Origin of the sequence: Hymenobacter bucti (assembly GCF_042681145.1) — a bacterium.
GTDB classification, from domain to species: domain Bacteria; phylum Bacteroidota; class Bacteroidia; order Cytophagales; family Hymenobacteraceae; genus Hymenobacter; species Hymenobacter bucti.
On sequence record NZ_JBHUFD010000003.1, the window covers coordinates 620,590 to 640,087 of the forward strand.

The 19,498-nt window shown below is 63.6% G+C and carries 21 protein-coding genes; 3 read left to right on the plus strand and 18 right to left on the minus strand.

What is annotated here, in order from left to right; all coding sequences use genetic code 11:
* Positions 1-107: 107 nt before the first annotated feature.
* The 6 genes from ACFSDX_RS10270 to ACFSDX_RS10295 all read right to left on the minus strand — a co-directional run bounded on the left by ACFSDX_RS10270 (position 108) and on the right by ACFSDX_RS10295 (position 4,283).
* A complete protein-coding gene (locus ACFSDX_RS10270) occupies positions 108-815 on the minus strand; it encodes an FKBP-type peptidyl-prolyl cis-trans isomerase N-terminal domain-containing protein (protein ID WP_465262255.1) in 708 nt (235 codons plus the stop codon).
* An 85-nt stretch (positions 816-900) separates the two neighbouring features.
* Positions 901-1,026 (minus strand): hypothetical protein, encoded by a 126-nt coding sequence (locus ACFSDX_RS10275; protein ID WP_382313279.1) that lies wholly within the window; start codon positions 1,024-1,026, stop codon positions 901-903.
* A gap of 90 nt (positions 1,027-1,116) precedes the next feature.
* Entirely contained in the window at positions 1,117-1,689 is a 573-nt protein-coding gene (locus ACFSDX_RS10280; RefSeq protein ID WP_382313280.1) for a DinB family protein, read from the minus strand.
* Positions 1,690-1,709: 20 nt separating this feature from the next.
* The gene (locus ACFSDX_RS10285; protein WP_382313281.1) at positions 1,710-2,165 is read right to left on the minus strand and encodes a YybH family protein; all 456 of its coding nucleotides are present in this window, start codon (positions 2,163-2,165) and stop codon (positions 1,710-1,712) included.
* Positions 2,166-2,294: 129 nt separating this feature from the next.
* Positions 2,295-3,056 (minus strand): monofunctional biosynthetic peptidoglycan transglycosylase, encoded by a 762-nt coding sequence (gene mtgA, locus ACFSDX_RS10290; RefSeq protein ID WP_382313282.1) that lies wholly within the window; start codon positions 3,054-3,056, stop codon positions 2,295-2,297.
* 72 nt (positions 3,057-3,128) lie between these two features.
* Positions 3,129-4,283: an App1 family protein gene (locus tag ACFSDX_RS10295; RefSeq protein ID WP_382313283.1), complete on the minus strand. Its 1,155-nt coding sequence runs from the start codon at positions 4,281-4,283 to the stop codon at positions 3,129-3,131.
* 126 nt (positions 4,284-4,409) lie between these two features.
* Here ACFSDX_RS10295 and ACFSDX_RS10300 point away from each other — a divergent pair, with 126 nt between their 5' ends.
* Entirely contained in the window at positions 4,410-5,534 is a 1,125-nt protein-coding gene (locus ACFSDX_RS10300; RefSeq protein ID WP_382313284.1) for a DNA topoisomerase IB, read from the plus strand.
* An 81-nt stretch (positions 5,535-5,615) separates the two neighbouring features.
* Here the strand turns inward: ACFSDX_RS10300 and ACFSDX_RS10305 are convergent, their stop codons facing one another.
* On the minus strand, positions 5,616-7,199 hold the full coding sequence (locus ACFSDX_RS10305) for a hypothetical protein (protein ID WP_382313285.1): 1,584 nt from the start codon (positions 7,197-7,199) through the stop codon (positions 5,616-5,618).
* Between the two features lie 206 nt (positions 7,200-7,405).
* On the opposite strand from ACFSDX_RS10305, the gene ACFSDX_RS10310 reads away from it, so the two are divergent.
* On the plus strand, positions 7,406-9,022 hold the full coding sequence (locus ACFSDX_RS10310; RefSeq protein ID WP_382313286.1) for a hypothetical protein: 1,617 nt from the start codon (positions 7,406-7,408) through the stop codon (positions 9,020-9,022).
* A 96-nt stretch (positions 9,023-9,118) separates the two neighbouring features.
* Here the strand turns inward: ACFSDX_RS10310 and ACFSDX_RS10315 are convergent, their stop codons facing one another.
* From ACFSDX_RS10315 to ACFSDX_RS10350, 8 genes are all read right to left on the minus strand, one after another.
* Positions 9,119-9,748, minus strand: a complete 630-nt coding sequence (locus ACFSDX_RS10315; protein ID WP_382313288.1) for an ABC transporter ATP-binding protein — start codon at positions 9,746-9,748, stop codon at positions 9,119-9,121.
* Complete coding sequence (lpxA, locus tag ACFSDX_RS10320) at positions 9,738-10,541, minus strand: acyl-ACP--UDP-N-acetylglucosamine O-acyltransferase (RefSeq protein WP_382313290.1); 804 nt, start codon at positions 10,539-10,541, stop codon at positions 9,738-9,740. Before lpxA ends, ACFSDX_RS10315 begins: the two co-directional genes overlap by 11 nt.
* Before the next feature lie 110 nt (positions 10,542-10,651).
* Positions 10,652-12,049, minus strand: coding sequence for a bifunctional UDP-3-O-[3-hydroxymyristoyl] N-acetylglucosamine deacetylase/3-hydroxyacyl-ACP dehydratase (locus tag ACFSDX_RS10325; protein WP_382313291.1), 1,398 nt, complete (start codon positions 12,047-12,049; stop codon positions 10,652-10,654).
* A 140-nt stretch (positions 12,050-12,189) separates the two neighbouring features.
* Entirely contained in the window at positions 12,190-13,230 is a 1,041-nt protein-coding gene (gene lpxD, locus ACFSDX_RS10330) for a UDP-3-O-(3-hydroxymyristoyl)glucosamine N-acyltransferase (protein WP_382313292.1), read from the minus strand.
* Between the two features lie 25 nt (positions 13,231-13,255).
* Complete coding sequence (locus ACFSDX_RS10335) at positions 13,256-13,615, minus strand: low molecular weight protein tyrosine phosphatase family protein (protein ID WP_382313293.1); 360 nt, start codon at positions 13,613-13,615, stop codon at positions 13,256-13,258.
* 9 nt (positions 13,616-13,624) lie between these two features.
* The gene (locus ACFSDX_RS10340; protein WP_382313294.1) at positions 13,625-13,828 is read right to left on the minus strand and encodes a YqaE/Pmp3 family membrane protein; all 204 of its coding nucleotides are present in this window, start codon (positions 13,826-13,828) and stop codon (positions 13,625-13,627) included.
* A gap of 154 nt (positions 13,829-13,982) precedes the next feature.
* A complete protein-coding gene (locus tag ACFSDX_RS10345; protein WP_382313296.1) occupies positions 13,983-15,428 on the minus strand; it encodes a DEAD/DEAH box helicase in 1,446 nt (481 codons plus the stop codon).
* A 120-nt stretch (positions 15,429-15,548) separates the two neighbouring features.
* Complete coding sequence (locus ACFSDX_RS10350; RefSeq protein WP_382313297.1) at positions 15,549-16,508, minus strand: YihY/virulence factor BrkB family protein; 960 nt, start codon at positions 16,506-16,508, stop codon at positions 15,549-15,551.
* Between the two features lie 134 nt (positions 16,509-16,642).
* Here ACFSDX_RS10350 and ACFSDX_RS10355 point away from each other — a divergent pair, with 134 nt between their 5' ends.
* Positions 16,643-17,191, plus strand: coding sequence for a DUF2062 domain-containing protein (locus tag ACFSDX_RS10355; protein WP_382313298.1), 549 nt, complete (start codon positions 16,643-16,645; stop codon positions 17,189-17,191).
* Positions 17,192-17,321: 130 nt separating this feature from the next.
* On the opposite strand, the gene ACFSDX_RS10360 is transcribed toward ACFSDX_RS10355, so the two are convergent.
* The 3 genes from ACFSDX_RS10360 to ACFSDX_RS10370 form a co-directional block, all read right to left on the minus strand.
* Entirely contained in the window at positions 17,322-18,293 is a 972-nt protein-coding gene (locus ACFSDX_RS10360) for an enhanced serine sensitivity protein SseB C-terminal domain-containing protein (RefSeq protein WP_382313299.1), read from the minus strand.
* 64 nt (positions 18,294-18,357) lie between these two features.
* The gene (locus tag ACFSDX_RS10365; protein ID WP_382313300.1) at positions 18,358-18,807 is read right to left on the minus strand and encodes a c-type cytochrome; all 450 of its coding nucleotides are present in this window, start codon (positions 18,805-18,807) and stop codon (positions 18,358-18,360) included.
* Between the two features lie 14 nt (positions 18,808-18,821).
* A complete protein-coding gene (locus ACFSDX_RS10370; RefSeq protein ID WP_382313301.1) occupies positions 18,822-19,490 on the minus strand; it encodes an SCO family protein in 669 nt (222 codons plus the stop codon).
* Positions 19,491-19,498 lie beyond the last annotated feature (8 nt).

Sequence of the window (19,498 nt, forward strand, 5' to 3'; positions counted from 1 at the left end):
GCCGTGCTGCTTTGCACCCACGCCGGCGCCGGCACGGAGGCCGGCATCCTAGGTCCCGTGGGGGGCTGGTCGGGCGGGACAAGCGATGGCTCGGGCACTATGGTAGCTTAGTTATTTACTTTCAGCAACTCCACGTCGAACACCAGCGCCAAGTCGGGGCCGATGTCGCGGCCCGCGCCGCGCTTGCCGTAGGCGAGGTCCGACGGGATGTAGAGGCGCCACTTCGAGCCCTCGGGCATCAGTTGCAGGGCTTCGGTCCAGCCCGCGATTACGCCGTTTACCGGGAAGGTAGCCGGCTGGCCGCGTTGGTAGCTGCTGTCAAACACTTTGCCGTCGGGCAGGGTGCCGTGGTAGTGCGTGGTCACCGACGAGCGCAGGGTCGGCTTGGCGCCCGTGCCCTCCGTGATGATTTCGTATTGCAAGCCGCTGGGCAAGGTGGTTACGCCGGGCTTTTGGGCGTTTTCGGCCAGGAAGGCTTCGCCTTCCGCTTTATTGTTATTCATAGTAGTTGATTGGGTGTCGTCGTCGTCGTCATCTTCTGCTTCCCCGCCGAGCTGCTCTTGCAGCTGTTGCATGGCGGCTTGCATTTGCTCCTGGTCCAAGCGGCTAGGCTCGCCGGCCAAGCCTTCCTTGAGGGCGGCGGCCAGGGTATCGATGTCAAGCTCCAGGCCCTGCTGCGCAAAGTTGCGAGCCAGGTCGCGGCCAATGATGTAGCTTACTTGTTGTTGATTGGTGTCGAGCGTCACGGAGAAGGTCGAATGTAGCAGCCGGCCCAGCGGCCCGGCGTGCTGGTGGTAAAAAAAGACAGCCGGCAAATGTCGGTGCCAGCGCCCAATGCCTACGCAAAAAGCCCCGCTAATGGCGAGGCTTTTTGCATAAAAATAGCTTTAAGTTGCAGGTCTACAAGTAGTGGTGGTCTTCTTCGCCCCGCAGCGAAAAGGTTAGATTGAGCGTAGCCAGCCGGGCCGTGAGGTAACCTAGGCCGCCCAGCAGCAGTAGCGAGGAGAAGGCAGTTGTCTTTTTCATAATCATAGTGGCTAAGTGGCTGATGAGATAGCAAATATACGGAAAGCGCAATAAAAAGTAGTAGGCACGCCGAGTAAATCTCATTACTTACTAAGCTACCGCTGCACTAAACTCATCGGTATTCTCCTGCATCTGCGTCAGGTGGCGGCGCGCGCGCTGCGCCAGGAAGTAACAGTATTCGTACACGTTAAGTTTGCCTATGTTATTCACGCTCATGGTAGTTTGGTAAAGCAGGCCTTCCCCATTAGTGAGCTGGTTGAGGTAGCCCAGGGCTTGGACCAACTGGTCGCGTAGCTGCTGGCGAATGGCCGGCAGCGGCAATTGGTTGTGGTGCGGCTCCATGTGCGCGGGGCGAACCCAGTCGAAAGCATGCAGCACCCCAATAGCAGCCAGTTTCTCACGGGGAAACTGATAGGTTGCCAGCTCCGCGGCCAAGTCTCGGCCTTGGGTGTTGGCCAAGGCTTTGGTAGTGCCTTTTTGAATAAGAATGAGCAGGTAATGATTGGTGAGACCGATGTGCGCCAAAACCTCATTAGTGGTCCAGCCCAGGTCAGCCGGCCGATACTCTCGCAGCGCGGCCGGCTGGTCAAACCACTGGTCAACCAGCGCGAACGTATCCGTGAGGTAGTTTCTCAGCTCGTTGAGCAGGCTAGCAATGGCCATGGATGGAGGGGGATATTGACTCAGCTGGAGTGGTCGGCCACGATAACCCACTGGCCACCTAGGCGCCGAAAAATGAGTAGGAAATGGCCCTGCAAGTCACCCGCGGCGGCCCCGGGGCGGGCCAGGTGCCAGCGGCCCACCACCTGCGCCACGTCGGCCGCGAGTGGGGTGATGTGCAGATTACTAAAGTCGAGCTGGCCCATTTGGGTGGCGTCGGGGTAGCTTTTGCGGTAGTTGTCGAGGGTGGGCTGCCAGCCGTAGGTGAGGCCTTTTTTACCGATAAAAACCAACGAGTCGGAGTGCCAGTAGCCCACCATGAAGCCGGCAACATCGCCCTTGTTCCAGGCGGCCGTTTGGGTAGCCAGCACCTTGGCAATGGCCTGGCGGGTAGCGGCCGGCGTGGGCGCCGGGGGCGCCGCATGAGCTGCGAAACTAAATAAAAGACTTAAAGCGAGGCTAAGTAGTAGCTTGGGCATGAGCTAGCTAAGAAAGTGTTGAATTAATGCAAGGCTGCGGGAAATGTAGGTAGCAGTTTAGCATCGCCCGTGCGCCGGGCCTCGAAGCTGAACTGCGGGCCCGCCGCCTACCTAGGGGGTATTGGCCACCTATTCATTCAGCAAGGTAGCCACGTAGGCCGACCCGCCTAAGGAGCGCATTTTGCGTAGCACGCGCAGCTGTTTGGCCCGCGCCTGCGGCCCCGGCTGGCTGGCCCGAAAGCGCAGCGGGTTGGGGAGCACGCCGGCCAGAAGAGCGGCTTCGGGCGGGCTCAGGCTGCGCGCCGACTTATGGAAGTAGCGCTGGCTGGCGGCCTCCACGCCGAAGGTGCAGTCGCCCATTTCGGCCACGCTCAGGTACATTTCCATGATGCGGCGCTTGCTCCAGAGCGTTTCGATGAGAATGGTGAAGTACGCCTCGGCCGCCTTGCGCACGTAGGAGCGGCCGTGCCACAGGAACACGTTTTTGGCTACTTGCTGCGAGATGGTGGAGCCGCCGCGCACGGGCTTGCCCTCGGCGCGGTGCCAGTTGTACTGGGCCGCGCTCCACATGCCATCGAGGTCGAAGCCGTGGTGCAGTAAAAAGCGCTGGTCTTCGGACGCGACCACGGCCAGCGGTACGCTGGGCGCCACCTCATCGAGGGTGCTGAAGCGGTAGCCTACGTGGCGCGGGCTGGGCTGAATGCCGTAGTAGCCCAAGCCCATCGGCGCGTGGGCGCGGCGGTCGAGCATGAGCCACGTAGCGGGCGGCGGCACCCAGCGGTACACCAACACCCAGGCCACCGATAAGAGGAAAAGGGCCGCCGCCGTTTGCAGGCTCACGCGCAGCACGGTGCGCCAGGAGGGAAGAAGAGTTGGTACGGCTTGGGCCAAAACGCGGGGCAGAAGGATAAACGGAGCGAGCGGCAAAGGTCGGGCAAGGCCCGCCGGCCGCCAAACTAAACATTACTCCTCCGCTTCCTGGCTGGCCGCCTCTACCTGCGCCAACCCCTCGGCCGTGATGAGCCCTAGGCTCGCCGCGTGCGCGGCGGCGGCCTTAAAATCGGGCACCACCACCAGCTCCACGCCGCCTTCGGCCCGCAGGGCGTCGGCCACCGGCGTCACGAGCGCGGTGCGGGCGGGCACACCCACATCGCGGATGTAAATGACTAGGATGCGGCCCGGGTGTTGGCGGGTGACCTCGGCGTAGATGTTGGCATCGTGCTGCCCGCTGTCGCCGAGTAAGATAAAGGGCAGGTCGGGGTAAGTGTCTAGCAACTGCTTGATTTCGCGCAGCTTGTGGCCGTGGTGCAGCGAGTCGTTGCTGGAGGCCACCTCGCCGGGCCGCAGCGCCGGGGCCCGCAGCAGCGAGTCGCGCAGCAAAAGCGGACCTAGGGGAATGCCGCGCAGCCGCAGGAAGTCCTCCAGCACGTCGTACAGGTTCCAGGGCGAGGAGCTGACGTAGAAAAACGGGTTGTCGGGCCGGCCGCTCTGTCCGCGCTGCAACGCCTGGTAGAACGCCGCCACGCCCGCCAGCGGCTCGTGCGAGTAGGCATTGCGAAAAAGCACCGTGCGCAGCATGCGCAGCACGTGCGTGGCGCGCGTTACAATCACGGTGTCGTCGAGGTCCGAAATAACCCCAAACTCGGCCGTGGCGGGCGGAATGAGCACCTGCGCCGTGGCCCGCACCGCCCCGCGCAGCCCCCGGAAGCGGGGCGGTAGCTCGCTCAGCTGCACCGGCACCGGGTGCCAGAGGTAGTCGTGCGCGGCGGGCAGCTCGGGCGGGTCGAGGGCCAGGGTAAAGTAGCCGCCCTTATCGGTCGTGACGTAGGCGTCGAGCCCGGCGGGCATGGCCACCAGAATGCGGGCGCCCGCTATCTCGCGGCTGTTGAAGCGCCGGTACATCGCCTGGAAATTGCGCCAGGGCGAGTCGGCCTCGGTCTGGGGCGTGAGGCCGCGGTCGGCCAGCAGGCGGCCCTTCAGGTAGAAGCGGTGGGGCGTGCCATAGCTGCGGTACGCATCGAGGTGCAGCGGGCGCAGGCGACCTAGGCGGGCCGCCGTGCGCGTAATGAGCGCATCGGCCCAATCGAGGGCATCCGAAAACCAAAGACCTAACTCCATTTGGCAAACCTACGGCGGGCGGGGGTTTCTGACCTAGAAATGAAGGTTTCTGCCTATGCCGATACCTACCACAACGGTAAAATTACGTAAGCGCTGATACCTACTGCTCTCTTTAGCTCCGCGTTCATGCCCACCGCCGCCCACGCCGTTCCTCGCCCCAAAACCCGCAAGAAAAACCTGGTCCCGCTGCCCGAACTGGCCGCACACGAACTCTATAAAGACCCTGCCCGCCAAGCCGAGTTGGCCGGCCTGCACTACGGCACCGATAACGGCCCCGGCCTGCGCCGCGAGGCCGCCGCCGGTAAAAGTGAGTTTCAGTACCTGGATGCCAAAGGCCACCCCATCAAGGATGCCAAAACGCTGGACCGCATCCACAGCTTCGTGATTCCGCCGGCTTGGACTGAGGTGTGGATTGCGCCCGACCCTAGGCTGCATTTGCAAGTGACGGGCCACGACGCGGCCGGCCGCAAGCAGTACCGCTACCACCCGGCCTGGGACGCGGCCCGTTCGCTTACCAAGTTTTCGCGCCTGCTGGCTTTTGGGCAGAAGCTCGGCGAGCTGCGCCAGCACCTTAAAAAGGACTTGGCCCGCCCCGGCCTCGACCGCGACAAAGTGGTGGCACTGGTGCTCACGCTCATGGACCAGTCGTTCATTCGCATCGGCAACGAGGAGTACGCTAAGAAAAACCAGAGCTATGGCCTGAGCACCCTGCTCGACGACCACGTGACTATCAAGGGGGCCGACGTGCGCTTTTCCTTCGTTGGCAAAAAAGGAGTGCCCCACGACGTAACCCTGCACGACCAGAAGCTGGCTCGCCTGGTACGCAAGTGCAAGGAGATTCCCGGTCAGCACCTGTTTCAGTTTTACGGCGCCGATGGCCACCGCCACCCGCTGGAGTCGGGCCACGTCAATGAGTACTTGCATCGGCACACCGGACTAGCGCTGTCGGCCAAGGATTTCCGCACCTGGGGCGGCACCGTCAAAATGGTGAGTTGCCTTGAGGCCGTGCTGCACCAGGAGCCCGACCTGGCCCCCGAAAAAGTAGTGCGCAAAGCCGTAAAAGAAGTTGCCAGCAACCTAGGCAACACGCCCACCGTGTGCACCAAATACTACATCCACCCGCAGGTAGTTGAGCTGTTTAAGTCCGGTCGGCTCGTTGAATACCTGCGCCGCCACGACGCCGACCCCGCCGACCAGGACGAGCTTTCGCCCGTCGAGCACCTCGTGCTGGAAATGCTGGCGGAAGTTTAGTTTCAATGAGCAATTGATAATGAGCAATGAACAGACTAACAGTTCGGCCTGCTCATTGCTCATTATTAATTGCTCATTGAACTACTCATCTTCCAACCGGTCGTAGTTCTTCAGCGCTTCCTTGTCGGTGCGAGGGCGGGGCACGTCTAGGTTGCCGTTGGCCTCCTGGCCAAATTCTATGCGGGTGCCGCCCGCAGGGCGCACCACATCTTGGCCGGCCCCGCCGTGCAGCACCAGCGGCAGGCCGCGGCCGGTTACTTCAAACGTGTCGTTGCTGCCTAAGCCTTCCAGGGTGAGGCGGCGGGTTTCTTTATTGAAAAACGTGCGTTGGAAATACAGAGAGTCGGCCCCTAGGGCTTGGCTGTAGACGCGTACGGTAGTCGAGTCGCGGGTGCGCTGCACCCGGAAAAAATCGGCCTGGTCAGTACCCGCCACCACGGGGGTACGCGCTTTTAGCAAGTAATACTTGCGCGCCACGGCGGGCAGCTGGTCGCGGCGGTGTCGCAGGTTGCGCAGCAGGCGCGGCCCTTCCAGCGCATACACGGCCGGGGGCAGGCGCCGCACGGCGCGGGCTAGGGTCGAGTCGGGCAGGTGCTGCTGCACGTAGCGCGCCGCCTGGTCAAAGTCGCGGCGCGTAAGCTCCGAGATGCCGCGCTGGTCCACGAAGCGCCCCTGGCCGGTGAGTGCCTGTACGTCGCGGATGTGCTTTTTAAAGGTAACCAAGTGGCGCACCGTGAACCGGCGAGTGCCCAGCCAACCCACTAGCCCATCCGAAACGCGGTAGAAAGTCTGGTCCCGGTCCTTGGGCACGGGCGCGTAGCGGCGGCGGTCGGCGTGGGTCGGGTCGGGCAGCTCGGCCCACTGCCACTGCCCAGAGTGGCGGTCCCAGTCGCCGATGAGCACGTCGAGCAGGCGGGCCCGCAGTAGGGCCTGCTCGTCGGGCCGGTCGGCTGGGTGCGCGTAGATGCGTTTGCGCATGTCCTCATCATCGACAAACCCCCGGGCCTGGGGCAGTAGCGGCGAGCTCACCCGCTTGCCATCGTATTTTTCTTCGAGTAGCACAAGCTTGCCCCGCAGCCGCTCGTTGGCGTTATCTACCGTAAGCTGGGTTTCGTTGAGCGGCACGTAGAAGATGCGCGGGTGCGTGTGGGGCACGCCCAGCGCCTGGGCCAGCGGCGGCACTACCAGCGCCCCGTAAGGGTTGCCGGCTGAGGTGCCGTCGCGCAGGGCATTCGTAATAAACGTCTTGCGGTAGGGCTTGGGTAAAATAGGGGCTGGGTCCTTGTCGAGCGAGCGCAGCACGTAGGGCCGGCCATCAGCCGCCTCCAGCGTCAGGCTGGTGCTCTGAAAGCCGCCGCCCAGCTTGGTGGGCTTGAAAGCACCCGCTGCCTTATCGGCCGAGGCCAGCCGAAACACGGGCACTCGCACTGGCGCTGCCCACACGGCCCGGTGGTGCGGGCCCATCAGGCGGCGAAAAAACCAGCCGTGCCGGTTGTAGTGGTGGCCGGCCCTGGCCCACACGCTGTCGGCCGTGGCGAGCTGCGCGGTGGGTACCGCCCCAGCCGGTACTTGGGCATCGGGCTGAAAAAAATTCTTGCGAGCACAGCCGGTGGCAAAGCCTAACGCCAGACTACAACAAAAAAAAGAAAAAGTAATAGTGCGCAAAATTGAGATAGAATAATCCCCACAGCGGGCAGGAAGGCAGCTGACTACTTCAACGCAGGCCAGCCAGAAAAGATAAGCTGACCCATGCAGGGCAACCTCCCGGCGCGGGCTGCGCTATAACGCCGGCTCCCTCAGCTGCCTGGCCGCAAAGGCAGCGGTGCGCGGCGAGCCAAGCGCGCTATTAAGCTATTGCTCACGATACTCTAGTGGTTGTTACAGCTATTTATAAGGTTAACGCGGGCCGGGCAGTGCTAGCCAGCCTGCTGCTGGGTAGCGGGGTGCTAGCGGGCTGCGCCGAGCCCGCTACTTCTGCCAGCACCGGGGCTAGGCCGGTGTTTGGGCCCGACTCGGCGTGGGTGCGCGTGGCGGCGGGGGCACATTACGCCCAGCGCGGCTGGTGGTGGCGCCGCCTCTGGGGGCAGCACTACCGCCAGCTGTGGGCCGTGCCCGTGACGGCCCCCGTGCTGCGCCTGGGGGCGGCTAGCTTGCAGCCCGTGCAGGTAGGCGGCAGCTTTCAAACCAATACGCTGCGCCTGCACACCGCCGATGGGCGCACCTTCGTGCTGCGTTCCGTCGATAAGGACCTGAGCCGCCGCCTGGCCACCGGCTGGGGCCGCCTGGCCGCGCCGGTGCTGCGCGACCAAACCTGCGCCGCCCCGCCCTACGGCGCCTACATCGCGGCGGCGCTGGCCAAGGCGGTGGGCGTGTACCACACCAACCCGCGCTTGGTATACCTGCTGCCCGATACGGTGTTGGGTGGGTTCCGTGCGCAGTTTCAGCCCGCGCTCTACCTGTTGGAAGAGCGCCCGGACCGCAACCAAACGCACGCGCCAAGTTTTGGGGGCGCCCGCCTGGTAATGGGCTCCGAGCAGATGCTGCGCACCATCCTGGCCCACCCTACGGCCCGCGTAGATGCCCGCCGCTACCTGCGCGCCCGGCTGCTCGACATCCTGCTGGGCGACTGGAGCCGCCGCGCCGACCAGTGGCGCTGGGCCGCTTTTACCAAGGCCGGCGGCACTGAGTTTCGACCCATTCCGCGCGACCGCGACCAAGCCTTTTTCCGCTTCGACGATGGCTGGCTCACGCGGGCCTTGTCGTGGTTGCGGCCCCGCTTTCAGACGTTCAACGCGGCCCCCACGCTGGGGCAGGTCGACCCGCTGACGGTCACGGCCCGGCCGCTCGATGAAACGGTGCTGGCCCTGCTGCCCGAGGCCGTGTTCCGCGCCGAAGCCGCCTCGCTGGCCCGCCACCTGGCCGATTCGGTGTACACCCAGGCGCTGCTGACCGTGCCGCCCGAGGTGCGCCCCCTCATGGCGCGCGAGCTGCTGCCGGCCCTGCGCGTGCGGCGCGGGTTGCTGCCCGCGGCGGCGGCCCGCTACTACCGGGCGCTGCAAGTCGATGCGGTGGTGCTTGGTACCGATGCCGCCGAGCGCTTCGTAGTGCAGGCCGATGGCCCGGGCCGCCTGCGTCTGCAGGTGTGGGCCCCGCGCCCCGCCCGGCCCGATACCCTGTTGGGCGAGCAACGCTACGACGTGCGCCACACGCGCCGGCTCCGCGTGTACGGCCTAGGTGGCAATGACCACTTTGAGCTGCGGGGGCGCCTGGCGCCGGGCTTTGCCGTGTGGCTGGACGGCGGTGCGGGTACCAACCGCTTCACGCAGGCCGCGCCGGCCACCAGCGGCCTGGGCCTGACGGTGTACGCGGGCCCTCAGGACCAACGGCAGCTGAGCGCCGCCGTGCACGTGCAGCCATTACTGGCCGCCAGCCATGATGCGGCTAGCTGGATAGCTACTTCTTACCGACTTCGACAAGGAAGTCGGTAAGAGATACGCGCTTAATAAAATACTGTGGAGCAAGTAGCTACTTCATCCTAGTTAAACCCTAGGTAGTAGTTCAGGTGCTGTGCTCTGGCCAGGCGCCTAGGCTCCGCGCTGGTAGTCCGTGATACGTACTTGCGCCTCGCAAAAGGCGTACTCGGCCGGTACGTTGGAGGAAACAATGACCAGGCGGTCGGCGGTGCGCACCCGCGCCACGTGCTCCAGGTACCAGGCCGTGCCAGTGGCATCGAGGTTGGTAGTGGGCTCGTCGAGCAGCAGCAGCGGCGTGGCCGCGTACAGGGCCAGCCCCAACTTGAGGCGCTGCTTCATGCCCGACGAAAACTCACGGATGGGCTGGTGCCGCGCCTTGGTCAGGTACATCAGCTCGACCAGCCCGGCGGCCGTCAGGCCCGGCCGCAAGGGCTTGAGGCGGGTGTGGAAAGCCAGCAGCTCGAGCAACGTAAAATCCTCCGGTAGCTCCAGGTACGGGGCGCAGTAGGCCAGCTGGCGCGGTACGTCGGCCACGGGCAGCGCCCGGCCGCCTAGGGTGTAGCGCACCTCGCCGCTAGTTGGCAGTAGCTGGCCCGCCAAAATGCTGAGCAGGGTGCTCTTGCCCGCGCCGTTGGGCCCGAGCACGGCCGTGGCCGTGCCGGGCCGAAAGACATGGCTCAGCTCCCGAAAAATCCATTGGCGGCCGTAGCGCCGGCCCAGCCCGAGGGCCTCAATCTGCACTTTCCTCGCTCTTGCGGCGGCCGGGGCCTTTGATGATGCCCCGCTCGGCCGACTGAATGAATTCCAGCACCAAGTCGCGCTCGGCCGAAGGCGCTATCTCGGCTTCGATGCGGGCCAGGGCTTCCTGCATACCTAGGCCGCTCAGGTAGAGAATGCGGTAGAGCTCGTGCATACTGTGCACCTGCGCCTCTCCAAAGCCCCGGCGGCTCATGCCCACCGAGTTGATGCCGGCGTAGGTGAGCGGCTCGCGGGCGGCCTTCACGAAGGGTGGCACGTCGGAGCGCACCAACGAGCCGCCCCCGATAAAGGCGTGCGCCCCAATCTTGGTGAACTGGTGGATGGCCGAGGTGCCCCCGATAATGGCCCAGTCGCCTACCTGCACGTGGCCTGCCATCTGGGTCGAGTTCGAAATCACGCAGTGGTTGCCCACCAGGCAGTCGTGGGCAATGTGCACGTAGGCTTGCAGCAGGCAGTGGCTACCCACCACCGTGCGGCCCTTGTCCACGGTGCCGCGGTTCACGGTTACGCACTCGCGCAGTACGGTGTAGTCGCCTATCTCAGCGGTCGTTACCTCCCCGGCAAACTTCAAATCCTGCGGCACGCCCGCAATTACGGCCCCCGGAAAAATCTGGCAGTTGGCCCCAATCCGGGCTCCGTCCATGATGGTTACGTTCGGCCCAATCCAGGTGTTTTCGCCAATCTCCACGTCGCCGTAAATGGTAGTGAACGGCTCAACGGTAACCCCCGGCGCGAGCCGGGCAGCAGGGTGGATATAGGCGAGGGGAGAAAGCATTTTGGGATAGTTAAGAGTTAGGAGTTAAGAGTTAAGAGTTGGTAGGGCGGGCCTGCCAGAGTGGGAAAAATCAACTCTTAACTCTTAACTCTCAACTCTTAACTTAAAAATTAAACGTTGTCTTTGCGCACGATGGCGGCGCTCATTTCGGCGTCGCACACCACTTTGCCGTTCACAAAGGCCTGGCCTTTCATCTTGGCGATGCCGCGCTTGATGGGGGCCGTAAGCACGCAGTGAAAGATAATGGTGTCGCCGGGCAGCACCTTCTTGCGGAAGCGGGCATTCTCGATACCTAGGAAATACTGCCAGTAGTTTTCGGGGTCGGGCACGGTGTTCATTACCAGAATGCCGCCCGTCTGGGCCATGGCTTCAATCTGCATTACGCCGGGCATCACTGGGTTGCCGGGGAAGTGGCCCTGGAAGAACGGCTCGTTCATCGTAATATTCTTCACCGCCGTCACCATTTGGCTATCCAGGTGAATTACTTTGTCGAGCAGCAGGAAGGGGTAGCGGTGGGGCAGCACCTGCATGATGCGGTTGATGTCCATCACCGGCTCGCGGGCGGGGTCGTAGAACGGCACCGGACTGGTGCGGTCTTCCAGCATCTTCTTCTTGATTTTCTTGGCAAACGCCACGTTGGCCGCGTGGCCGGGCCGGGCGGCCAAAATCTGGCCCTTCAGCGGGCGGCCCACCAGGGCGAGGTCGCCCACAATGTCGAGTAGTTTGTGGCGGGCGGGCTCGTTTTTGTGGCGCAGGTCCACGTTATTGAGAATGCCTTCCTTCTTGACCGATACCTTGGGCTTGCCCAGCATGGCGGCCAACTCGTCAAGCTCGTCTTCGCCCACGGCGCGGTCCACAACCACAATGGCGTTGCTAAGGTCGCCGCCCTTAATGAGGTTCGACTTGTACAGATACTCCAGTTCGTGCAAAAAGCAGAAGGTGCGCGAGCTAGCTATCTCGCTCTCGAACTGATTGATATCGGTAAGCGTGGCGTGCTGCGAGCCCAGCACCGGCGAGTTGTAGTCTACCATCACCGTGAGGCGGTAGTCGCTCAGCGGTAGGGCCGCCAGTTCCACGCCCCGCGCGTTGTCCACGTAGCGGATGGTGTCGGGAATTACATAGTAGTTGCGCAACGCGTTCTGTTCCTCAAAGCCCACCGTGTGCAGGGCCTTTATAAACTCGGCCGACGAGCCATCCATGATGGGCGGCTCGGGCCCGCTGAGCTTAATCAGCACGTTATCAAGCTGCAAGCCCACCAGCGCAGCTAGCGTGTGCTCCACCGTGTTGATGCGAGCGCCGTTTTGCTCGATGGTAGTGCCCCGCGAGAGGTCCACCACGTTGTCGACGTCGGCATCCACGATGGGCTCGCCGGGCAGGTCGATGCGCTGAAACTTGTAGCCGTGGCCCACCGGGGCGGGGCAGAAGGTCATGGTCGCCTCGACGCCGGTGTGCAGGCCGATGCCCCGTACCGTCACGGGAGCCTTAACAGTGTGTTGTTTATCGTTCATTATCTAGCGGGGGCCTTTAATCGGCCCTTAGCTACTGGCTACTAACTGCTGGCCTTGTAAGAAAACCGGGCAATGGAGGTACAATGGGAGATGGCTAGCAGCTAATGACTAATAGCTAACAGCTCAAGGCAGCCGCAAAGCTAAAGCTTTTCCGGCGCTGGCAGGCTTTTCTCTAGGGCAATCACGCGGCTCTCCAGCTCGGGTAGGCGCCGGAAAACAACCTGGGCCCGCTGGTTCTGCTTAAAGTCGAAGGCCGTGGAGCCCTGCAGGAAGGTGCCTTCCTGCCGCACCGTCTTGCCAATGCCCGATTGGGCCGTGACGGTGGTTTTGTTGGCCAGCGACACGTGCCCGGCCATGCCTACCTGCCCCGCTATCACGCAGAAATCCCCGATTTTAGCCGAGCCCGCAATGCCCGTTTGGGAGGCGATAACTGTATGGCTACCCACCTCCACGTTGTGCGCCAGCTGCACTAGGTTGTCGATTTTGGCCCCGCGCCGCACGATTGTGCTGCCCATGGTAGCGCAGTCGATGGTGGCGTTGGCGCCGATGCTCACGTCATCTTCCAGCACCACATTGCCAATCTGCGGAATGGCCTTGTACGAGCCGTCGGCCTGGGGCGCGAAGCCGAAGCCGTCGGTGCCGACCACCGCACCGGCCTTCACCACGCAGCGCTGGCCGATGACCGTATCGGCATAAATCTTGGCGCCGGCGTGAATAATGGTGTTGTCGCCAATACGAACTCGGTCGCCGATGAAGGCGTGCGGAAAAATCAGCACGTTCTCGCCCAGCACGCAGCCCTCGCCGATGTACGAAAAAGCGCCGCGGTAGTGTCCCGCGCCAATCGTGGAGCTTTCGCCCAGGTGGGCGGGCTGCTCTACGCCGCGCCGCGCCGTGCGGGTAGCCTGCTGGTAAAATTCCAGAAGCTTGCTAAACGCCAGGTAGGGCTCGGGCGCCCGGATGAGGGCGGCCGCCACCGGCTGGCGCAGCACCAGCTCGGGGCTGACAATCACGGCCGTGGCCCTGGTGGTGTATAGAAAGTGCTCGTATTTGGCATTGGCCAAAAAGGCCAGCGCGCCGGCATCGGCTTCCTCAATTTTTGCCAGGCTCGATACAGTGGCGTTTTCGTCGCCCTCGACGGTGCCGCCCACCACCTGGGCAATCTGACCAACGGTAAATTTCATAGAAACAAAAGTACACGCGCGCCCGCTACGGCGCGGCTAATAGGTCGGCGCCGAAGTACTCAACCAGCCGCTCGCGCAGCAGCGCCACGAGCGCAGCATCTTGAAACTGATAGTCGTCAGGAATGCGCAGGTTAACCAACGCTTTACCCCGCAGCTCGTCCTTGAATTTAGCCCGCAAGCGGTCGGCGTGCTTCTTCTCCATCACAAATACCACATCGGCCCACCCTAGGTGCCCGGCCGCCACCCGCACGCGGGCCCCCGGCTCGGTACCTGCCGAGCGGACCTGCACGGTGGGGTGCCCGTCGAAAAGCCGCTCGGCGGTGAGGCTGCGCCAGCGGTTCTGGCTACAGATGAAGAGGAGCTGGCGGGGGGGTGACTTGGGCATAGGTAAGCGCTAGTGCTGACCCTGACGGGCCAGCACGTCCAGGGTTTCGCGGTGGCGCTTCTCAGCCTGGTCCTGCTGATAGGAGAATATCGCCCAAATGGCGGCGGGTATCCAGCCGATTAAAGTCAGGTGCAGTACGCCGCACAAAATACCTTTTAGCACGTGGCCCCGAAATATCATCGAGATGCCGGGCAGCAGAATGGCGAATAACATAGCGGAAGTGCGAATCGGGGCATTGGGCACCAGTTGCAGCTAGTATATCGCAGGAAGTGGCCAGGCGTTACACCTAGGGATGTGGTAGCGCGAACATAGTAGTTCGTGTTCATAAGCGAACAGTCAGCCGAACGTGAACTGCCAGGCGCGGCTACTACTCCACGTCCGTCACGCGCACTTTCACGCCTTTGACCTTGGCGCCGTTCAGGCGCTCTTTCACGTCCTGCGCCTGCTTGCGGGGCACGGCCACGTAGGAGTAGAAGTCGAACACTTCGATGCGGCCGATGTCGTCGCGGCCTAGGCCGCCGACGTTGATAATGGCGCCGACGAGGTCGTGGGCACTCACTTTATGCTTTTTGCCGGCCGTGATGTGCAGCGTCACGGTTTCGGGGCGGGCGGGGCGGTCGGCGCTGGCGCTGGGCAGGTTAGGGGGCGTAAGGCGGGCCCACTGCACCGACTGGGCGGCGGGCCAGCCCTGCACGCGGGTTTGCTCGGGCGGGGTGGCGAGCAGGTGGGCGGTGCCGGCTAGGCCGGCCCGCGCCGTGCGCCCGGCCCGGTGCTGGAAGGTTTCGGCATCGTGCGGCAGGTCGTACTGGATGACCGTATCGAGGGCGGGTACGTCGAGGCCGCGGGCGGCCACGTCGGTGGCCACCAGCGCCTGGGCCGAGTTGTTGCGCAGCTTCATTAGGGCTTTGTCGCGCTCGGGCTGGGGCAATTTGCCGTGCAGCACCTCGGCCGCCACGCCCCGGCCGCGCAGAAACTGGGCCAGTTCCTGCACCTTGTCGCGGGTGTTGGCGAAGATGAGCGTCTGCCCCGTTTCGGGCTGCTGCAAGAGGTGGTAGAGCGCGGCGGGCTTCTGCTCCACGGCATTCAGCACGTGGCCGCGCAGCGTGAGCGACGACGGCATAACGGCCGCGCCGCCCTCGCCCGCGGCGCCGGGCACCAGGCCGCCCTCGGCCGTGAGCAGGCGCGGGCGGGTCAAGTACTCGCGCACCAGGGCCATTACTTTGTCGGGCATGGTGGCCGAAAACAGCAGCGTCTGCCGCCGCCTAGGTAGCCGGCTTACGATGGTGGCCATCTCCTGCTGGAACTTCAATTCCAGGAGTTTATCAGCCTCATCCAGCACCATTACTTTAAGCTGGTTGGGGATGATGTTGCGCTTCTCTAGGTGGTCGAGCAGGCGGCCGGGGGTGGCCACTACCACGTGGGGCGTCTGCTGCAAGGTCTGCACTTCGTCGCGCATGGCGTGGCCGCCGTAGAGGGCCGCTACGCGCAGGCCGGGCGCATCCATGTATTTACCCAGGCCCTTGATGGCCTCGCGCACTTGCAGCGCCAGCTCGCGGGCGGGCACAATGATGATGGCCTGCACGGCCTTGGCTTTGGGGTCGATTTGGGCCAGAATGGCAAGGCCGTAGGCAGCGGTTTTGCCCGAGCCAGTGGGGGCCTGGCCGGCCACGTCCTGCCCCTCCAAGGCGGGGGGCAGCACCAGCGCCTGCACGGGCGTGGGCTGAGTAAAGTTTAGCTCTTCCAACGCCTGGAGGAGCGGGGCCGGAAGGTTGAAATCAGAAAAAGTGGCCGGGGCGGCGGAATCAGCTTGCATCCGGCAAAGGTACTTCACGGGTAATGGGGGGAATGGGTAATGAGAGTAATGAGTAATTGGGGTGATGATTCTACTGCCTAGAAGCAGCAAACTCATTACGCCAGTTACCCATTGCTCTCATTACCCATGCGTCTCCTCCGCCACATTCACCAGCCGATATCGCACGGCCGATTTTTTGGGCCGGATGTCGAGGCCCACGTGGTGGGCATACACTTGGGTAAAGGAGGCGCCAAAATAAAAAATCATGGCGGAGTAGAATACGAACAATAGCACTAGCACCAGGCTGGCCGCCGGGCCATATATAGGACCTAGGTCGCGCGAAACCAGCAGCAGTCCTAGCACGCGCACGCCAGTTTCGATGAGCACGGCCGTGAGCAGGGCCCCGCGCCGCACGGCCCGCCAGGGTACCTTGGCCGCGCTGAGGGTACGAAAGACGTAGCCGCACCATGTGGCCAGAATCAGCAGGCTCGCCAGCGCATTCAGCCCCTGCACCAGGTAAGTGGCAAACGTGACGCCGAAGCTGACAATGGCCTGATTGAAAAAAGCCAGCGCGGCATCGGCCGAAAAGGCCAGCACCGACAGCCCGGCCGTGGCCAGCAGCACGCCGCTCGAGCGCAGCCGCTCGCGCAGGGCCACCGATACCTGACTAATCTGCCGGCGCGGGCGCACGTGCCACAACTGATTGAGCGAGTGCTGAATAACGGTGAACAGCGTGGTGGCCACGAATACCAGAAACGCAAACCCCAGCCAGGTGATGAGCCGTGTACGGCCGGCGTTGCCCACGTTGTGCACCGTTTGGGCCACCAGGCCGGTGGCCGAGGCGCCGATGAGCTGGCTGAGCTTGGTAAATAGCATCAGGCGGGCGCCGCGGGCCGAATACACCGAGCCCAGCAGCTGCACCAGAATAATGACGATGGGCGGCAGGGCAAACGACGTGAAAAAGGCCGTGGCCGCGCCCAGCCGCAGGGGGTCGTTGGCGCCGAGCTCGCGGGCCGCGCGGCGCAGCAAAAGGTACTGCTCAACCCACCAGGAGCGGTGGTGCAGGGGCGGGTGAGCGGTAACGGGTAAGGAACTGGGCATACTAAACTTAACGCCGGGAAGACAACATTTTATTCCAAAGCGGGTAAAAAAGGAGCGGTCCCGTTGGTCGCCGCCGGGCCTGGTACCTCAACCGCGCTCGCTGCTAACAGTTATTCGGCCCGCTAGTTACGCCCATGACTATTACTTCCATTTCGGCTGCCGGGGTGCGGGCGGTGCCCGAGCCGGCGCCCCGCACCTGGGTGCAGCGCCGGTTGCTCGACCCTTTTATGAGCCTGCTTAAAGCAGGCCTTTCGCCGGGTAGCCTGGCCCTCACGGTGGGCCTAGGGGTGGCTTTTGGGCTGGCGCCCACCTTTGGCCTCACTACCATTGTGAGCACCGCCACCGCCCTGCGGCTGCGGCTCAACGTGGCCGCCATTCAGCTGGTGTGCCACTTGATGAGCCCGGTGCAGATTATTTTGCTGCTGCCGTTTTTGCGCTGGGGCGCCACCATTCTGGGGCAAGGCGAAAAAGTGGCGCACCTCACCTTTGAGCAAATCAAGCACATGGGCAGTACCGAGGGCTGGGGCAGCGTGCTGCACCTGCTGTGGCGCGCCGAACTAGGGGCGCTCATGCTGTGGGCGCTGGCTGCCGTGCCGGTAGTGGCGGCCCTGTACGTGGGTCTAAAGCCACTGTTTGCCAAGCTGATAACGCGCCACGAAGCGGCCGAGGCAGTGCCGGCCTAGCCAGCCCGAGCCCGGAGCTATCCCTTAAAAAAAGCAGCGGCGCACCTGGAACTACCAGATGCGCCGCTGCTTTTTTAGCCCCTAGGGCACCCGCTAGCCCCGGCGGGTGCCCTAGGGGCCGCGGGTATACCTAGGCTACGACGTAAACCGGCTCTACCTCGGGCATCTTGAAGTAGGGGTTCACGCCTTCTTCCGAGTTCAGGTCGAGTAGCATAAGGTCTACGTGCTGGAACTCGCCGGTGCGGCCTTCGAGAGCGGGGCCGAGCTGGGGCAGAAACTCGGGGTTCTGGTCGGTGGTGTCGAAAGCCAGCAGCAGGCGCGCGGGCTGGCTGGGGTCGTTGGCTAGCGTCATTTGGGCCAGGTAGATGGCGCGTATGCTGGGTACGGTAGCGCCGAAGGTGCGCAGGCTGTCTTCGAGCCCCTCGGGCATGTTCTCGGGCTGGCTGAGAGTTACTTGAGCATCGGGCGGCAGGCCGCCGGGCTGGGTGAGCTGGCCGCTGAGCATGGCCCCGATTTCGTCGGCGGGCAGCAGTTTGCCGGCTACCGAGAAGGGATTGAGCACCACATCCTGGCCCTGGGTCATTTGAAAAAACGCGTGGCCGGGCAGGCGCACGTAGGTTACGGGGCTGTTGTCGACGCCGCCGTCGCTCATGCGGGCCACCGACGAGAAAACGGGTATCTTATTGTCTTGCAGCACTTGCAGCTGAATCTGGGCGCCTTCTTCAAGCACCACCTCGCCGGGCGCCTGGCCTTCCTGCGGGGCCAGCACCAGCAAGATTTCCTCGCCTAGCAGGGCGCGGTAGAAGTCGGGGCGCGCCGCCTCGTTCATAGTTGCCAGCAGCAATAGCTCTTCCAGAATGTTTTCGGGCTGGAAGGGCAGCTCCGGCATTTCGGGCATGTCGCCGGGCTCGGGCATAGGCGGTGCCACGAATTGCTGGCCGGGAGCCGGCACCGGCGTGGGCGCAGCGGGGGCCACGTAGTTGGAGCCCTGGTAGCGGGGGCCGGCCTTGGGGGTGGCAGGGGTGCCCTCCACTGGCGCTGGGGTAGGCGTAGCAGACGGGGTGGGCTGGGGCTTGTTTTTGAAAATGTCGAGGAGTCCCATTGGGGTAAGAAATAGAAGGAGAGGAAAAGCAAATGTAAGCCCCGCCGCCCGCGGCAGCGCTACCCTAGCGTTCGCCGCAGGCGCGCAGCTCGGCGTCGGTGCCCGCGATGGTGCGCGAGCCGGCCGGGCCGGCGCGGTTGCCCCAGTGGCTTTCAATATAGTTGAGCAGGTTGGTAATCTGAGCGGGCGAGAGGTGGCGGTGGGTGGCCGTGTCCTGCACGCCCAGCATTACCTGGTTGTAGCTCACGCCATTGACCACAATGGGCCCGCGCAGCCCCTGGCGAATAATGCACGCCAGCTGGCCGGGGTGCTGGGCGAGGTAGTCGGAGCCCGCCAGCGGCGGAATCAGGTGCCCTAGGCCCTCGCCCTGCTCGCCGTGGCAGCTGGCGCAGTGCTGCACGTAAAGGCGCTCGCCCTGGTGCTGCTTGTTGGTAAAGCAGCCGGGCAAAAGCGTAAGGCTCACCGCCAAAACGGGAGCCAGCCAGCGTAGGGCGGAAGGGGCAGGGAAGGCCATGAATGAAACCGCCGTTAGCTTTTTTTCTGGCGCTCCTTCACCTCAGCCAGCAGCACGGGCAAGTCGGTGAGCAGGGCCTGCACCTGGGTGGGGTTGAGGCTGTCGTAGAGGCCGCGCACGTGCCCTAGGTCATCGACCAGGGCAAAAGTACCGTTGTGGGCAAAGCCGCCGGGCGCAGCTTTATCGGGCATGGCGGCCGTGAACAGGCCGCGCGCCAGCGTGAATACGCTGTCCTTGCTAGTGCGCACAAAGCGCCAGTTGGCGTTGGTGGGGGCACCTAGGCGCTGGGCGTAGTCGCGCAGCACGGCCAGGCTGTCGTGCTCGGGGTCGATGGTGAAGGATACGAAATTCAGGCCGGGCGTTTGGCCATACTGCTTGTACACTTTCAGCAGCTCGCCGTTCATCTTGGGGCAGATGCCGGGGCAGGTGGCGAAGAAAAAATCGGTGAGGTAGACCTGACCCGTGAAGTTTTGGTTGGTCACGAGCTTCCCATTCTGGTCGTGCGCCCGGAAGGCGGGCACGGTGGCAAAAACGGTGTCGGCGGGGCCGCCCTTGGGGTTTTCGCGCACGTCGCGCTCGCCCAGGATGGGCAGGCGGCGGGGTTCTTCTTGGCAGCTGGCCAGCAGCAGGGCCGCGCCGGCGAGCAGCGGCAGGGTGCCCCGCCGCAATAGGGTTTTCAGCATCATCATTA

Excerpts from the sequence above, each read along its gene's own strand:
- ACFSDX_RS10275 (WP_382313279.1), bottom strand. The coding sequence starts at position 1,026 with ATGAAAAAGACAACTGCCTTCTCCTCGCTACTGCTGCTGGGCGGCCTA.
- ACFSDX_RS10280 (WP_382313280.1), bottom strand. The coding sequence starts at position 1,689 with ATGGCCATTGCTAGCCTGCTCAACGAGCTGAGAAACTACCTCACGGAT.
- ACFSDX_RS10285 (WP_382313281.1), bottom strand. The coding sequence starts at position 2,165 with ATGCCCAAGCTACTACTTAGCCTCGCTTTAAGTCTTTTATTTAGTTTC.
- ACFSDX_RS10295 (WP_382313283.1), bottom strand. The coding sequence starts at position 4,283 with ATGGAGTTAGGTCTTTGGTTTTCGGATGCCCTCGATTGGGCCGATGCG.
- ACFSDX_RS10300 (WP_382313284.1), top strand. The coding sequence starts at position 4,410 with ATGCCCACCGCCGCCCACGCCGTTCCTCGCCCCAAAACCCGCAAGAAA.
- lpxA (WP_382313290.1), bottom strand. The coding sequence starts at position 10,541 with ATGCTTTCTCCCCTCGCCTATATCCACCCTGCTGCCCGGCTCGCGCCG.
- ACFSDX_RS10325 (WP_382313291.1), bottom strand. The coding sequence starts at position 12,049 with ATGAACGATAAACAACACACTGTTAAGGCTCCCGTGACGGTACGGGGC.
- lpxD (WP_382313292.1), bottom strand. The coding sequence starts at position 13,230 with ATGAAATTTACCGTTGGTCAGATTGCCCAGGTGGTGGGCGGCACCGTC.
- ACFSDX_RS10335 (WP_382313293.1), bottom strand. The coding sequence starts at position 13,615 with ATGCCCAAGTCACCCCCCCGCCAGCTCCTCTTCATCTGTAGCCAGAAC.
- ACFSDX_RS10340 (WP_382313294.1), bottom strand. The coding sequence starts at position 13,828 with ATGTTATTCGCCATTCTGCTGCCCGGCATCTCGATGATATTTCGGGGC.
- ACFSDX_RS10345 (WP_382313296.1), bottom strand. The coding sequence starts at position 15,428 with ATGCAAGCTGATTCCGCCGCCCCGGCCACTTTTTCTGATTTCAACCTT.
- ACFSDX_RS10350 (WP_382313297.1), bottom strand. The coding sequence starts at position 16,508 with ATGCCCAGTTCCTTACCCGTTACCGCTCACCCGCCCCTGCACCACCGC.
- ACFSDX_RS10355 (WP_382313298.1), top strand. The coding sequence starts at position 16,643 with ATGACTATTACTTCCATTTCGGCTGCCGGGGTGCGGGCGGTGCCCGAG.
- ACFSDX_RS10360 (WP_382313299.1), bottom strand. The coding sequence starts at position 18,293 with ATGGGACTCCTCGACATTTTCAAAAACAAGCCCCAGCCCACCCCGTCT.
- ACFSDX_RS10365 (WP_382313300.1), bottom strand. The coding sequence starts at position 18,807 with ATGGCCTTCCCTGCCCCTTCCGCCCTACGCTGGCTGGCTCCCGTTTTG.
- ACFSDX_RS10370 (WP_382313301.1), bottom strand. The coding sequence starts at position 19,490 with ATGCTGAAAACCCTATTGCGGCGGGGCACCCTGCCGCTGCTCGCCGGC.